Here is a 13,395-nt window from a genome sequence, read left to right on the forward strand (position 1 = left end):
TAAATTGTTGGCAATGATCAAATCGCCCAGTGCCAGCGGCCTTCCTCATGAGGCGCCCAAGACCGCCGCGGATATGACGCGGACGGCACTCGTGCGCGCGGCGCTGAAGCTGTTCGGACGCCAGGGTTTCGACGGCACGTCAACGCGCCAGATCGCGGCTGAGGCCAAGGCCAATATCGGCTCGATCGCCTATCATTTCGGCGGCAAGGAAGGGCTCCGCAACGCGGCGGCCGACTACATCGTCGACACCATCCAGACCGTTGCCGGCCAGGCGATCGGCAATCTGCAAGCGCCGGCCGCGGCATTGGCGGACACCGAGGCCGCGCGGGCACATTTGGCCGTCGCACTGGAGCGGACGGTCGCCTTCATCGCGGCAAGGCCGGAAGCTGGCGAGATTGTACAGTTCGTCCTGCGTGAGCTGTCGCATCCAACCGCCGCGCTCGACCGTATCTATGATGGCGTGTTCGAACCGGCGCATCACCGACTCTGCCTGATCTGGGAACAGGCGACGGGCGAGCCGGCCGAGAGCGAGCGCACTAAACTCACCGTATTCACGCTGATCGGCCAGGTCGTCTATTTCCGCATCGGCCGCGAGGCCGTTATGCGCCGGATGGGCTGGCGCGAGATCGGCGACGACGAGGCCGGCAAGATCGCGGCAACAATAACCGACAATCTCAGCGCGATTTTAGCTCGGCGCGATTTGGCTGTCCGGAAGGATCGTGGATCATGAGCCTGCTCTGTTCTTTGCCGCTTGCCACCCAGCTTTTCAGCGCCTGCGCGCCGGCAGCACCGCTCGCCGTCGGCTACGTCGAGGGCGATTATGTGCTGCTGGCGCCGATCGAGGTGGCGCAGGTCGAGACGATTGCGGTCAAGCGCGGCGACCGCGTCGCGCCCGGCACGCCGGTGGTGACGCTGGAAAACGCCGACGCCAAGATCGCCATCGCACAAGCCGAGGCGGCGCTTGCGCAGGCCCAGGCGCAACTTGCCGACCTGCAGGTCGGCAAGCGGCCGGAAGAGATTGCGGTGCTCAAGGCGCAGGTCGACATGGCCAAGGCGCAAGCCGCCGACGCCAAACGCCGTTACATCCGCGCCAGCGATCTGTTCAAACGTGGCACCGGCACACAGGCCGACTACGACACGGCTTCCGCGACGCTGGAGACGGCCAACGCGCAGGTCGGCCAGGCGGAGGCCAATCTCGCGGTCGGCGGGCTGCCGGCACGGCCCGAGACGATCAAGGCCGCCGACAATCAGGTCAGGCAGGCGCAATCGGCGCTGGAGCAAGCGCAATGGCGGCTGTCGAAGCGCGTGCTGACGGCGCCTTCGCCCGGCCGGGTCAACGACGTCATCCGCAATCCCGGCGATACGGCCGGGCCGACGGCACCGGTTATCTCGATACTGCCGGACGGCGCGGTGAAGCTCAGCGTCTATGTGCCGGAAAGCGCGTTCTCCTCGGTCGACGTCGGCACGCTGCTCAACGTCCATTGCGACGGCTGCGGGTCGGGCGTGAAGGCACGCGTCAGCTATGTGTCGCCCGATCCGGAATTCACGCCGCCGGTGATCTACTCGCTCGAGACCCGGCAAAAGCTGGTCTATCTGGTCGAAGCGCGGCCGGAGGGCGACGCCAGCGCCTTGCAGCCCGGGCAGATCGTCGACGTCGATCTGGCGGACATCGGAAAATGAACGTCATCGACGTGCACGGCCTGGTCAAACGCTTTGGCGACAAGACCGTCGTCGATCATGTGACTATGGCTGTGGCCGAGGGCGAGATCGTCGGCTTCCTCGGGCCGAACGGCTCGGGCAAGACGACGACCATCCGCATCATGTGCGGCTTGCTGACGCCGGATGAGGGCGAAGGCACGGTTCTGGGCTTCGACATCCGCACCGACAGCCTGCGGATCAAACGCGAAGTCGGCTACATGACGCAGAGATTCTCGTTCTACGAAGATCTGACGATCGGCGAGAATCTCGAATTTGTGGCACGGCTGTACCGGCTGAAGCCGCTCGACGAGCACGTGGCTAAGACGCTTGAGGAGCTCGGCCTGAAATCGCGCAGGAACCAGTTGGCCGGTACCCTGTCCGGCGGCTGGAAGCAGCGGCTGGCGCTGGCCGCCTGCATCATGCACAAGCCGAAACTGCTGCTGCTCGATGAACCGACGGCGGGCGTCGACCCGAAAGCGCGACGCGAATTCTGGGACGAGATCCACCGGCTGGCGAGCGGCGGCCTGACCGTGCTGGTCTCCACCCATTACATGGATGAGGCCGAGCGCTGCCATCGCATCAGCTACATCTCCTACGGCAAGATGCTGGCCACCGGCACTGTCGAGGACGTGGTGAGGAATGCCGGGCTGACCACCTTCGTCCTGCAAGGGCCGCGGCTCGATCAGGTCGCTGCCGCACTTCATGGCCGCCCCGGCGTCGACCAGGTGGCGCCGTTCGGCGCGACGCTGCATGTCGTCGGCTCCGACAGGACGGCACTTCAGGCAGCGCTCGCCGATGTCGAGAAAGAGCACGAGGGCGTTACGGTGACGCCCGGCGAGACCAGCCTGGAGGATGTGTTCATCCAGTTCATGTCCGGTTCGAAGGACAACATGGGATGAAAAATGGGATAAACAGCATCTTTTCGTTCGCCAGGCTAGGCGCGCTGCTGATCAAGGAGTTCATCCAGATGCGGCGCGACCGCATCACCTTCTCCATGATGCTCGGCGTGCCGTTGATGCAGCTGGTGCTGTTCGGCTATGCCATCAACAACGATCCGAAGAGCCTCCCGGCAGCGCTGGTGGCGATGAGCAGCGATCCTTACACACGAGCCATGGTTTCGGCACTGCAGACCACCGGCTACTACCGCTTCGACCATGTCGCGCAAAGTGCCGCTGAGGCGGAATTCCTGATGGCGCGCGGCGACGTCGCCTTCGTCGTCACCATTCCCGCCGATTTTGCCCGGCGGGTCGAGCGCGGCGATAGCCCGCAGATTCTGATCGAGGCGGATGCGACCGACCCGGCCGTCGCCAGCGGCGCCATCTCGACGCTCGGCACCGTTGCCAACCAGGCGCTGCTCAGGGCACGCGGCATGCAGGAGACGGCGGCCGAAGCTGCCCGGGGCCAGCTCCAGGTGGTGGTGCACCGGCGCTACAATCCGGAAGCCGTCTCACAATACAACATCGTGCCCGGCCTGCTCGGCGTCATTCTGCAGATGACGATGGTGATGATGACCTCGATCGCGCTGACGCGCGAGACCGAGCGCGGCACGATGGAGAACCTTCTGGCGATGCCGTCAAGCCCGCTCGAGATCATGCTCGGCAAGGTGCTGCCCTATCTGGCGGTCGGCGCCGTGCAGGTGCTGGTGGTGCTGGCAGCCTCGAAGCTTCTGTTTGCCATCCCCTTCACCGGGTCGATGTCGCTGCTGTTGACGGCGGTCCTGATCTTCGTCTTGGCGCTGGTGCTGCTCGGCTACACGATCTCGACGATCGCCCGCACGCAAATGCAGGCCCTGCAGCTCACCTTCTTCTTCTTCTTGCCGTCGATCATGCTGTCCGGCTTCATGTTCCCCTATCGCGGCATGCCGGACTGGGCGCAGGTTTTCGGCGAAGTGCTGCCGCTGACGCATTTCCTGCGTATTATCCGCGCGGTGATGCTGAAGGGCGCCGAGCTGCCGGCGGTGGCAACGGAGATCGGCTGGCTGGTGGTGTTCGTGGCGCTGTTCGCCGGCATTGCGCTGGTGCGGTTCCGCCGGACGCTGGATTAGAATCAAATGATCGAGATTCACACGGACTCGGCCTGGCCCGGGACCGGTGTCAATTCAGGCGCATTGAGCCCTTCGAAGGGATCGCGCCAGGCGTCGATTTCTTCGAGTTGAAGATACCAGCGACTGACAGAGGGATAGTCATCGAGCGGCAATCGGGCGACATCGTTGAAGGGCAGAAACGTCGCCATTCGAAAGTCGGCATAGGAAACCGAAGCGCCGACCAGCCATTCTCGCTGGGAAAGCTCGGCATCAAGTATGGCAGCGGCCGTCCGGAAATCGCTAAGGCCCTCCTCAACCCGCGCCTGATCTATCGGGCCGAGCCCATAGCGCTGTTTGGTCCCGCGTTCGAAATGCACGACATCGCAGGCTCTTGCGAAGTTCTCTTTCCCCCAACTCAGCCATCGGATCATCTCGGGCTCGTCGTCGCCAGCGCGCCAGAAATCCGAATGCATATCGCGCGAAAGCCGACAGGCTATGGCGTCGGCCTCCCAGAGGCTTTTTCCTGAACCTATAAGGATGGGCAATGAAAGATTTGGATTGAGCGGCCGAAATCGCTCGGCCTGGCCCGGAGCGAAGGGAGAGGCGAATTCAAACTCGACCTTGGCGTTGAGATACCGTGCCACGGCGACGGCGAGGCGAGGATTGGGATTGCGGCTGAAGAACAGTTTCATTGATCTCAGTCTTTGAAGGGTACCGGTTCGACCGGGTGCAAGGGACGCTTGAGCACCTCGAATCGGCACATGAGCTGGAACTGGTTGCTATCCTAGCCGGCAGCAATGATCTCGGCATAGGTGCTGAGATCGACATTGCCACCGGAGAGCACCACGGCAATGCATTTGCCGGCAAGGTCGATTTCGCCTGACGACAGCGCGGCCAAGCCGACGCAACCGCCAGGTTCGACCACCAGCTTCAGACAAGCCATAGCGTCGCGCATCGCCTGTGTCACCGCGCTGTCGGAAACGGCGATGGCGCCGGCGAGATTCCTGCGGTTGATCTCGAAAGTGATCGCGCCGGGCTCGGCGACGAGAAGGGCATCGCAGATCGAGGTGTGGCCGGGCGCGTTCGACACCCTGGCGCCTTTGATCAGCGAACGGCGTGTGTCGTCGAAATGCTCGGGTTCCACGGCCCAGACGGCGGTGCCCGGCGAGGCGTCCTTGACCGCGATCGAAATGCCGCTGCTCAACCCGCCGCCGCCGCAGGGAACCACTACCGCATCGAGGCTGACGCCAAGCGCTCTTGCTTGGCGCATCAATTCGAGGCCGACCGTGCCCTGGCCGGCGATGATGGCCGGATCGTCGTAGGGCGGCACCAGGACCATGCCCTTTTCCACGTAAGAACGGACGACGGCAGTGCGATCGTCGCGGACCCGGTCGAAGGTGATCACTTCGGCGCCCATCTTCCTGACATTGCCGACCTTCATCGCCGGCGCGTCGGTAGGCATGGCGATTACGGCCTTGACGCCGAACATCGCCGCTGCGGCGGCGACGCCTTGCGCGTGATTACCCGACGAGAAGGCGACGACGCCGCGGGCGCGTTCTTCCGCCGAGAGCGAGGAGAGCTTGTTGTATGCACCGCGGAACTTGAACGAGCCGGTGCGCTGCAACGTCTCCGGCTTGAACAGGATCCTGGCGCCGAAGCGATTGTTCAACTCCGGCGATTCGATCAGCGGCGTTTCGACGATCAGTCCGGACAATCGCACTGCTGCGCTGTGAATATCGGCGATGCCGGGAGGGATGGTCATGGCTAGGTCCTGCAAGAGATGAGACCGCCTATGCTGCACGGAAAGGGAGGCGGCGCACCAATGAAAAAATGTGACCGTTACAATTCGTCCTTGGAGGCAGGAGAGTGGGGCGTGACTGTCCCCACCGCCTCCTCGGCCCTCTGCCATGCATTCGTCGCTTCAGTCGACAAATCGTTGTCGATTAACCGGCATAGCCTGCCGCTCCTCACCCCAACAGCGTCTTTTGCCGTTTGGGGCCGCCCATCTTGCGCCAGGTGTTGAAGCGGTGGGTGGCGGCGGCGAAGGAGATCTTCATCTGTTGGGCGACCGAATAGCGCGACTTGCCCTCGTCGAACAGCCGATAGCAGCACTCGACGCCCTCCTCGGTCAACTTGCCGTCGGGAGCCTTGTTGTGCGGATTGGCGGGATCAAATTTTTCGACCTGCTGCTCGACCAGGCCTTTCAGGCGCTGCAGATCCGCCTCAATATTAGCGATAAGGTCGAGAACCGGTTTGGGATCAAACAGCTGCTGTTTTTCCGGCATCTGCGGCGTTCCTTTCTCTTGGTTGAGATTCGGTTATATAAGTGAACGTTTGCCGATAGCAACGGCGATGTGTTCGGGATTTTGAAGCCTGTACCTTTTGAGCATGAGTGGAGCGCACACGATTGACCGGCGACGTGCGAGGTCATAGTTTAGAACTATTCTAAACTAGGGTGAATTTCTCATGCTTTCCCGCGTTTTCGGCTTCGGCCGCCGTCCCTTTGAATCGCTCTCGGAACAGGAGATCCTGGCGCTCGCCATCTCCTCCGAGGAGGATGACGGGCGCATCTATCGCGCCTATGCCGACGGGCTGGCGGAGAGCTTTCCGCAATCGGCCAAGGTGTTCGAGGAGATGGCGGAGGAGGAGGACGGCCATCGCGATTCGCTGATCGAGCTTTACCGCAAGCGTTTCGGCGAGCGCATACCGCTGATCCGGCGCGAACATGTGAAGGGCTATTACGAACGCAAGCCGGACTGGCTGGTGAGGCCGCTCGGCATCGATCATGTGCGCAGCCAAGCCGAGGCCATGGAGCGGCAGGCCTACCTGTTCTATATCGAGGCGGCCAAACGCACAGGCGATGCGTCGACGCGAAAGCTGCTCGACGACCTGGCGATCGCAGAACAGGGCCACGAGACACTGGCGCAACGGCTGGAGCAAAAGCATGTGCCGGGCGCGGTCAAGGACGAAGAAACAGCAGCCGAGCAGCGCCAGTTCATCCTGACCTATGTCCAACCGGGGCTGGCCGGGCTGATGGATGGCTCGGTGTCGACGCTGGCGCCGATCTTTGCCGCCGCCTTTGCCACGCATGATACGTTCCAGACCTTTCTGGTCGGGCTTGCCGCCTCGATCGGCGCTGGCATCTCGATGGGTTTCACCGAGGTGGCTTCCGACGACGGCAAATTATCGGGCCGCGGCTCGCCGGCAAAACGCGGGCTGACCGTCGGCGTCATGACGACGCTGGGCGGGCTCGGCCATGCGCTGCCCTATCTACTCCCGCTTTTTTGGACGGCGACCATTGTCGCCGCCGTGGTGGTTTTCTTCGAGCTGTGGGCGATCGCCTTCGTGCAGAACCGCTACATGCAGACGCCATTCTGGCGCGCCGCCTTCCAGGTGGTGCTGGGTGGCGCGCTGGTGTTTGCGGCAGGGGTGCTGATCGGGAATGCCTAACAGTCCTTAACCATTTACCGCCTGGCTGTCCTGAGGCGCCTCGGCGCGTTCGGTCAGGCCGTAATCGCGCACGACATGGGCGATGCGCAAACGATAGTCCGCAAAGATACCGCCGCGCCCGGCCTTCTGCGCCTGCCGATGTTCCTGCGTGTTGCGCCAGGTCTTCACCGCGTCCTCGTCGCGCCAGAAGGACAGCGACAGGATGCGGTTCGGATCGGCAAGGCTCTGGAAGCGCTCGATCGACAGGAAACCGTCGATGCCGTCGAGCCGTGGGCGCAGGTCGGCGGCGATGCCGAGATAGGCATCGCGCTTGCCCGCCGCCGGCTCGACCTCGAAGATGACGGCGATCATGGCTTCACCAAAGGAGCATGCGGCCCGGAGGCCAGCTTGAGGAAGATGCGGTCCTCCTTCAGAATGAATTTTTCCCGTCGGGCGAACTCGTAGTTCGCCTTGCCGGCGGGATCGGCGGCGAGCCGGGCGCGGTAGGCTTCGTAGGCCGCAAGACTGTCGATGTTGTAGGCGGCATAAGCCGTGGTGGCCGAGCCTTCGTGCGGCGCGAAATAGCCGATCAGATCGGCGCCGCAGCGCGGGATCGCCTGCCCCCAATTGCGTGCATATTCCTCGAATGCCGCCTTGCCGAACGGATCGATCTCGTAGCGGATGAAGCAGGTGATGGTCATTTTCGCCTCCTTGGCGGTGGATGTTTTCTTGCGGTCACAGTTCGAGCCGGATCGAAACGTTCCGAAGATCGATATGCTAGGCAAATCCCTCGCTGATCATGCCTGCCAGAACGATTTCGCGCATTCGCGGCGGACGTCTTCAGGTGTCAGGCCAAGGTCACGCAGCAGATGATCGTCGATCTCGGCGAGGTCGAGACGCTGCAAATGACGGTCGTACCACTGCTTCAGGAGCCGCAGCCGCAAGCGGCGCAAGACAATGAACGGGAACGGCCGGCGAGCAGGCGCGGCGCTGAGAATGGTCCTTGCAGGCATCGTTGTCTCCTTGATTTGCATCGAGACTAATGCTTTATCTGACGAGGATGCTTCGATGAGGAACGAACTATGCGCGAAGGACCTGACATAGCCCGCATTGCCAGCCTGGTGGGCGATCCGGCGCGGGCAAACATGCTGTCCGCACTGATGGGCGGCACGGCACTGACGGCGAGCGAACTGGCACTCGAAGCCGGGGTGTCGCTTCCGACAGCGAGCTCGCATCTGTCGAAGCTGATGGAAGGCGGGCTGCTGACACTGGCGAGCCAGGGGCGGCACCGCTATTACGGCCTCGCCGGCCCGCAGGTGGCGGGAATGATCGAAGCCATCACCGGCGTTGCCGCTGCGGTCGGACCGCAGAGGGTGCGACCCGGCCCTCGCGACGCGGCCATGCGCGTGGCGCGGGTCTGCTACGATCACCTCGCCGGCGAGCAGGCGGTGGCGATGCTGGACCGTCTTGTCGCTCGACAAGTGCTCCTGCGCGACGACAAGGTGATCCAGCTTGGGCCGTCGGCCGCCTCGCATTTCGCCGCGATCGGCATCGATGTCGAGGGCAAGGCGCGGCGACCGGTGTGCCGGGCCTGCCTCGACTGGAGCGTGCGGCGTTCGCACCTCGCCGGCACGCTGGGCGCCGCCATTCTCGACAAGATCCTCGCCGAGAAATGGGCGCGGCGCGAGAAGGACAGCCGTGCCGTGATCTTTTCACCGGTAGGCAAGCAGGCCTTCGAGACGACGTTTCTCGCCTGACGGCTCGCTTCAATGCGCTAGAACGGTTCGTCGTTTCACGGAAACGCCGAACCGCTGTATCTTTTTGTTTTGAAGCATGTCGTTGTCGCAAACCGCTGCACATTTTTGCGCGACATGCATTAGCCGCGCTTGAGCGGCTTGGCCTGCTTGAAAAAATCCGCCCAGGGATCGGCTTGCCCGAGCCGCTTCAGCGTCGTCTTGTCGCCGATCGGAAAGGCGTTCGGCGGCAATCCGGCCTCGATTTCCGCCCAGGTCACTGGCATCGATATCGTGGCGCCTTTTTTGGCGCGCGACGAATAAGGCGCAACCGTGGTGGCGCCGCGGCCGTTGCGCAGATAATCGACGAAAATCTTGCCGGTGCGCGCCCTCTTCGACAGCGTCGCCGTGTAGCGGTCGGGCGCGGCCTGTTCGAGCGCTCGGGCGAACTCATGGGCGAAGCCTTTGACCTCGTCCCAATCCGCCGACGGCTTCAGCGGCACGACGACGTGATAGCCCTTGCCGCCCGAGGTCTTGACGAAATTCGGCAGGGACAGTTCGTCGAGCCGGCCGCGGATATCGAGCGCCGCGGCACGCACCGCCTTCACGTCGACGCCCTCGTCCGGATCGAGATCGAAGATGATCTGGTCGGGTTTTTCCAGCTCGTTGGTGGTCGAGCCCCAGATGTGGATCTCGACGACGCCCAGTTGCACCAGCGCCGCGACGCCGTCGAAATCGCGGACGAACAGGATTTCCTCGCCGTCCGTCGGATCCTTCATCACGGCTATTTTTTCACTCATGCCCGCTGAGGCATGCTTCTGGAAAAACCGTGGGCCGCCGACGCCGTTCGGCGCCCGCACAAGGCTGAGCGGCCGATTGATGATGAATTGCTTCATGCGCGGCCAGACCAGTGCGTAATGGTCGACTAGATCCTGCTTTGACACCTCCTCCTCAGGCCACAAAAGCTTGTCCGGGCGAGACAGCGTAACCGAGGTTTTCGCCGGCCCGGCGGGTTTGGCGGGCTTTGCCTTGGGCTGCTCTGCCGGAGCTGAGCGTGCTTTCGGTTTCTCCTGCACGACTTCCTCCGCCGGCTTGTCCTCGCGCAGTCCCTGGAACGAGGCGTGGCGTATTATACGGTCCGACGTCCAACTGCGAAACTCCACTTCGCCGACAAGTTCGGGCTTGACCCAGACCAGCCCCTTGCCCCTTGGCACCGCCCTGTCGAAGGGCGAGGTTGTCGTCTTCAGCGCATCAAGCCTCTTCTTCAACTCGTTGGTGCTTTTGGCCGTGAAGCCGGTGCCGACGCGGCCGGCATAGCGCAGCTTGCCGCCCTCGTGATAGCCGACCAGCAGCGAGCGCAGGCCCCGCCCGGTCTTGTCCGACGGCATGTAGCCGCCGATGACGAATTCCTGGCGCGCCGTACATTTCGACTTCACCCAGGACGGGACACGGCCGCTGCGGTAGGGCGCATCGGCGCGCTTGGAGACGACGCCTTCGAGCCCCAGCCGGCAAGCATGCTCCAGCATGATCTTGCCGGGCTCGGCAAAGTGGTCGCTGAAGCGCACGGCCTGATCCTCGGCCTGTCCGGCGAGCAAGGTGCGCAGCCTTTCCTTGCGCTCGACCAGCGGCTCGGAACGGATATCCTCACCGTTGAGACGCAACAGGTCGAAAACGTAGTAGATGAAACGATCCGTGCGGCCCGCCGACAGATCTTGCTGCAGCAGCGAGAATGACGAGACGCCGTTATCCGCCAGCACGACGATTTCGCCGTCGATGATCGCATCGGTGCATTTCAGGCCGCCAAGTGCCGCGACAATTGCGCCACCGAATTTGTCGGTCCAGTCGAGGCCGGCGCGTGTCAAAAGCCGCACCTCGGTGCCGGCAAGCTGCGCCTGCATGCGATAGCCGTCGAACTTCACCTCATGCAGCCAGTCCTTGCCGGGCGGCGCGTCCCGCTCCAGCGTTGCGAGCGCCGGTTCGATGAATTCGAGCCGCCTTGCCGCGACTGCCTTCTTGCCGGTAGCCGGCCTGTCGGACTGCCAGACCCTTGGCTTCTTGCCGTCGGCGGTCTTGCCTTCGCCGACCTCCTCGATGGTCAGGCCGGATTTCACCGATTGCGGCGCCTCCTGCAAAATGTCCTCGCCCGGACGCGCGGCGGCATCGTCGGATTTGATCAGCAACCAGTTGTCACGCTTTTCGCCCGGACGCGGCTTCAGCCGCACCAGATGCCATGCGCCATGCAATTTGTGGCCATGCAGTTCGAAACTGATATGGCCTTTCTTCATCGCCTTTGCCGGGTCGCCATCGGGGACCCAAGTTCCCTCATCCCAGACAATGACCGAGCCGCCGCCATATTGGTCCTTCGGGATGGTGCCTTCAAACGGCGCATAGTCGATCGGGTGGTCCTCGACATGCACGGCGAGCCGCTTTTCGTGCGGGTCGAGGCTCGGGCCTCGCGTCACCGCCCAGCTCCACAGCACGCCGCCGTGCTCGAGACGAAGGTCGTAGTGAAGCCTGGTGGCGGCATGCTTGTGGATGACGAAGATGCCACCCGGCACGGCTTTCTTGCCGCGCGAAATCTTGCCGGCTGGTTCGGCCGTCTTCTTGAAATTGCGCTTGGCGTGATACTGCTCGAGGCTGGCCATGGGCGGATCCTAAGCAGATTTGCGCCGGGCGGCTTTGGACTTGGCGCCTTTTGCCGGGCGTCCGGTCTTTGCCGGCGCACCGGCTTCCGACGAAAGGCTCTTCTTCAGCGCATCGAAGAGGTTGACGACGTTGGAGGGCCGTGGTTCCGCCTTGGTCTTCGGTGCCTTCTTGCCGGCCTTCTTGGCGCGGACCAGCTCGATCAGGGCGTTTTCGTATTTGTCCTCGAATTCGGAAGGATCGAACTTCGCCTGTTTCTCATCGACGATGTGTTCGGCCAGCCTGATCATCTCGGCGTCGGTCTTCACCGGTTTGATGTCGCCGAACACCATCTCGGGCCTGCGAACCGTATCGCCATAGCGCAGGGTCGTCAGCAGCAGACCCTTGCCCAACGGCTCAATGACCACCGGACGTTCGCGGCGATAGAGCACAATGCGGGCTAGCCCCGCCGTCTTCTTGGCGGCCATGGCGTCGCGGATGACGGCGAAGGCCTCTTCCGAGACCTCGTCCGCAGGCGTCACATAATAGGGCGCATCGAGATAGATCTGCTGGATCGAGGATTTTTCGATGAAACCATCGAGGCTCATCGTATGCGAGGATTCGATCTGCACGGCTTCGATCTCCTCCTCCTCGATTTGGACGAAGTCGCCGTCGCCGATCTCGTAGCCCTTGATCTCGTCGCCTTCATCGAGCGGCTTGCCGCTTGCCGAATCGACATAGACGCGCTTGACGGTATTGCCGGTCTTGCGGTTGAGCACGCGGAACGAGACTTTCTCGGCCTGGGTGACGACATTGGTCAGTTCGACGGCGCAAGTGACCAGCGAAAGCTTGAGATACCCTCTCCAGGCCGGGCGCGGCGCCATGACAAACTCCCTGCGCGACAATGTTCAACCGAGAACGGGCAAGTCCGTTCCGGTTCCGGCGGCGCAAAAGGCAAGTCCGGGCTTTCAACCCAGCCTTGCCTTGTTCTCGCTCACTGCCCTACTCGGCGGCTTGCAGGTTGACCTTGCTTTCCGCTATTTCGGTAAGCTTGCGGTCGGTTGCCTGCTCCTCCTTGAGGTTGTTGGCCAACACATTGGCGCAGTCGCTGCGGCCCAGTTGCTTGGCCCAAGCAATCAGGGTGCCGTAACGGGTCATCTCATAATGCTCGACCGCCTGGGCGGAGGCGATCAGCGCAGCGTCGAGGACCTCCTTGTCGGCGATGTCGCCGCTGACGTCGTCGGCTTCTTCGAGAATGCCGTCGATGGCCGGGCAGTCGACCTGCTTGGCCTTCACGCCGTGCAGTTCGAACACCTGCTCGACACGCTGGATATGACCCTTGGTCTGAGCGAGATGTTTCTCAAAGCCGGCTTTCAGCTGCGGATCACTCGCCTTGTCGATCATCTTCGGCAGCGATTTCTCGATCTGTTTTTCAGCGTAATAGATGTCGCGCAGCGTGTGCACGAAGAGGTCGTCGAGGGTTTTGATATCCTTCGAAAAGAAACCCATGGCCTTTGCCTTTCCATTGCTCTTGCAGTTTCGGATTTTTTGGCTGCGGCCCACCCGAGCACCACAGCCTGCGGAGCCGGTTCGTCCCGGCACTGGGAAATCAACGTGCGGCTGACGGGCCGGTTCCTGGTTTTCCGGCCGCGTGCACGGAAATTTCGCGGTCCGGCAAAACCTGAAACAAAACCGCGCCTCTGCGACATTCAGGCGAAACATATGTGATGCAAAAGTCACACTGGACGAAATGCCGACGGACTGCATGGAAACACCGCGAATCAGCCGCATTCCAGCCATGAACAAAGGCATTTTCGACCAGAGATTAACATCGCGTTCACCGACTATTCACGCCTGGACGCTATGATCCCCGCAATTCGGAAGGGACAT

The 13,395-nt window shown here is 62.6% G+C and carries 15 protein-coding genes; 6 read left to right on the forward strand and 9 right to left on the reverse strand.

Going from position 1 to position 13,395, the window contains the following annotated elements; all coding sequences use genetic code 11:
• Positions 1 to 13 precede the first annotated feature (13 nt).
• From NKI18_RS26180 to NKI18_RS26195, 4 genes are read left to right on the forward strand one after another with little or no spacing between them, the layout of a single operon-like run.
• Positions 14 to 730: a CerR family C-terminal domain-containing protein gene (locus tag NKI18_RS26180; RefSeq protein WP_352619981.1), complete on the forward strand. Its 717-nt coding sequence runs from the start codon at positions 14 to 16 to the stop codon at positions 728 to 730.
• Positions 727 to 1,680 (forward strand): HlyD family secretion protein, encoded by a 954-nt coding sequence (locus NKI18_RS26185; protein WP_352619962.1) that lies wholly within the window; start codon positions 727 to 729, stop codon positions 1,678 to 1,680. The genes NKI18_RS26180 and NKI18_RS26185 overlap by 4 nt, the downstream gene beginning before the upstream one ends.
• Positions 1,677 to 2,597, forward strand: coding sequence for an ABC transporter ATP-binding protein (locus NKI18_RS26190; protein WP_352619961.1), 921 nt, complete (start codon positions 1,677 to 1,679; stop codon positions 2,595 to 2,597). The genes NKI18_RS26185 and NKI18_RS26190 overlap by 4 nt, the downstream gene beginning before the upstream one ends.
• An 8-nt stretch (positions 2,598 to 2,605) precedes the next feature.
• The gene (locus NKI18_RS26195; RefSeq protein WP_352619980.1) at positions 2,606 to 3,742 is read left to right on the forward strand and encodes an ABC transporter permease; all 1,137 of its coding nucleotides are present in this window, start codon (positions 2,606 to 2,608) and stop codon (positions 3,740 to 3,742) included.
• Positions 3,743 to 3,759: 17 nt separating this feature from the next.
• Here NKI18_RS26195 and NKI18_RS26200 read toward each other — a convergent pair whose 3' ends face one another.
• From NKI18_RS26200 to NKI18_RS26210, 3 genes are all read right to left on the reverse strand, one after another.
• Positions 3,760 to 4,413, reverse strand: a complete 654-nt coding sequence (locus tag NKI18_RS26200) for a glutathione S-transferase family protein (protein ID WP_352619960.1) — start codon at positions 4,411 to 4,413, stop codon at positions 3,760 to 3,762.
• A 92-nt stretch (positions 4,414 to 4,505) separates the two neighbouring features.
• A complete protein-coding gene (locus tag NKI18_RS26205) occupies positions 4,506 to 5,483 on the reverse strand; it encodes a threonine/serine dehydratase family protein (RefSeq protein WP_352619959.1) in 978 nt (325 codons plus the stop codon).
• Positions 5,484 to 5,688: 205 nt separating this feature from the next.
• Positions 5,689 to 6,006, reverse strand: coding sequence for a hypothetical protein (locus tag NKI18_RS26210; protein ID WP_023679003.1), 318 nt, complete (start codon positions 6,004 to 6,006; stop codon positions 5,689 to 5,691).
• A gap of 181 nt (positions 6,007 to 6,187) precedes the next feature.
• Here NKI18_RS26210 and mbfA point away from each other — a divergent pair, with 181 nt between their 5' ends.
• A complete protein-coding gene (gene mbfA, locus NKI18_RS26215; protein ID WP_352619958.1) occupies positions 6,188 to 7,171 on the forward strand; it encodes an iron exporter MbfA in 984 nt (327 codons plus the stop codon).
• Between the two features lie 6 nt (positions 7,172 to 7,177).
• Here the strand turns inward: mbfA and NKI18_RS26220 are convergent, their stop codons facing one another.
• The 3 genes from NKI18_RS26220 to NKI18_RS26230 all read right to left on the reverse strand — a co-directional run bounded on the left by NKI18_RS26220 (position 7,178) and on the right by NKI18_RS26230 (position 8,163).
• Positions 7,178 to 7,522, reverse strand: a complete 345-nt coding sequence (locus tag NKI18_RS26220) for an antibiotic biosynthesis monooxygenase family protein (RefSeq protein ID WP_352619957.1) — start codon at positions 7,520 to 7,522, stop codon at positions 7,178 to 7,180.
• A complete protein-coding gene (locus NKI18_RS26225) occupies positions 7,519 to 7,851 on the reverse strand; it encodes an NIPSNAP family protein (protein WP_023679000.1) in 333 nt (110 codons plus the stop codon). Before NKI18_RS26225 ends, NKI18_RS26220 begins: the two co-directional genes overlap by 4 nt.
• A 96-nt stretch (positions 7,852 to 7,947) precedes the next feature.
• Positions 7,948 to 8,163 (reverse strand): DUF1127 domain-containing protein, encoded by a 216-nt coding sequence (locus NKI18_RS26230; protein ID WP_352451859.1) that lies wholly within the window; start codon positions 8,161 to 8,163, stop codon positions 7,948 to 7,950.
• 69 nt (positions 8,164 to 8,232) lie between these two features.
• Between NKI18_RS26230 and NKI18_RS26235 the strand changes: the two genes are divergently transcribed.
• A complete protein-coding gene (locus NKI18_RS26235; RefSeq protein ID WP_352619956.1) occupies positions 8,233 to 8,907 on the forward strand; it encodes an ArsR/SmtB family transcription factor in 675 nt (224 codons plus the stop codon).
• Positions 8,908 to 9,026: 119 nt separating this feature from the next.
• Here NKI18_RS26235 and ligD read toward each other — a convergent pair whose 3' ends face one another.
• From ligD to NKI18_RS26250, 3 genes are all read right to left on the reverse strand, one after another.
• Positions 9,027 to 11,528, reverse strand: coding sequence for a DNA ligase D (ligD, locus tag NKI18_RS26240; protein WP_352619955.1), 2,502 nt, complete (start codon positions 11,526 to 11,528; stop codon positions 9,027 to 9,029).
• A gap of 9 nt (positions 11,529 to 11,537) precedes the next feature.
• Positions 11,538 to 12,389: a non-homologous end joining protein Ku gene (ku, locus tag NKI18_RS26245; protein ID WP_352619954.1), complete on the reverse strand. Its 852-nt coding sequence runs from the start codon at positions 12,387 to 12,389 to the stop codon at positions 11,538 to 11,540.
• A gap of 118 nt (positions 12,390 to 12,507) precedes the next feature.
• Positions 12,508 to 13,014 carry a YciE/YciF ferroxidase family protein gene (locus NKI18_RS26250; RefSeq protein WP_352473615.1) on the reverse strand — a complete coding sequence of 169 codons (507 nt, stop codon included), beginning with the start codon at positions 13,012 to 13,014 and terminating at the stop codon, positions 12,508 to 12,510.
• Between the last annotated feature and the right edge of the window lie 381 nt (positions 13,015 to 13,395).

The sequence above is a fragment of the Mesorhizobium sp. M0800 genome, from assembly GCF_040320095.1.
Taxonomy (GTDB): Bacteria; Pseudomonadota; Alphaproteobacteria; order Rhizobiales; family Rhizobiaceae; genus Mesorhizobium.